Source organism: Neisseria sp. P0021.S007 (assembly GCF_051956855.1).
The window spans coordinates 1-792 of sequence record NZ_JBQCXA010000353.1 but is presented as its reverse complement, the minus strand read 5'-3'; the positions used below and the strand labels follow the sequence as shown (position 1 = coordinate 792).

Genomic DNA, 792 nt, shown 5'->3' with positions numbered 1-792 from the left:
AGGCGCGGGCGGCAGAGGCGAGGTTGTGGACGGCAGTGGCGTTGACGGCAAATGCGGTGCCGACATGGGTTTCTGCTTTATCAACTGCAGTAAAGGCCGCTGCATTGACTATGGCGTCGGGCTGGAAGTTTTGAACCATATTGCGAACGGCTTCGGCATCGGTAATATCCAAGGATGTCGAATCAGTGGCAATCAGTTCCCAATTATCTGGCAGGCGGTCGCGAAAGCAACGCGCCAATTGTCCTTTTGAACCGGTTAACAGGGTTCGCATATGGTTTCTCCTCGTTTGAAAGTATTAAAAAAGTATTGCCGGATTAAAAGGACGGCAATTGGAATGATTTGGGTGCGTGTCCGAATAAATATTTGGGAACGCAGAACATTACATTCAAGACAAAGCAGATTGGAAAGCGGTTTGAGTAGATGTTTAACCCGCCAATAAGACCATTTTGTGAAATAGACCTTTTCCAAATTAAGGGTGGGATGTTTGCACTTTTCTATTTTCAGACGACCTACGCTGGTTTTTGAAAGAGATAGCGAGTGGGTTTGAGCCTGGATTCATCCTCATTTTGCAAGAGGGCTAATAAAATTCTGATGCGGTACGGAATCTGTCAATGCCTGATATATTATAGTGCAAACTTCATGGGGATACCGATTATCTGAAAATAATTTTGTTTGTTTGATTTTTATCTGGGTAAGGGCAGCTTAGCGATATACTGTTTGGTGGTTTTCAGACGACCTCTTATGAAGATTGGGGGCGTCTGAAAAATGAATAGCGTAAGAGATGTTGAGTAT

The 792-nt window shown here is 44.3% G+C and carries 1 protein-coding gene; it reads right to left on the bottom strand.

The features are described 5' to 3' along the window. The coding region (locus ACTHUR_RS13300; RefSeq protein ID WP_440398998.1) for a sugar nucleotide-binding protein at positions 1 to 271 on the bottom strand (271 nt) is incomplete at its 3' end. Positions 272 to 792: the final 521 nt, after the last annotated feature.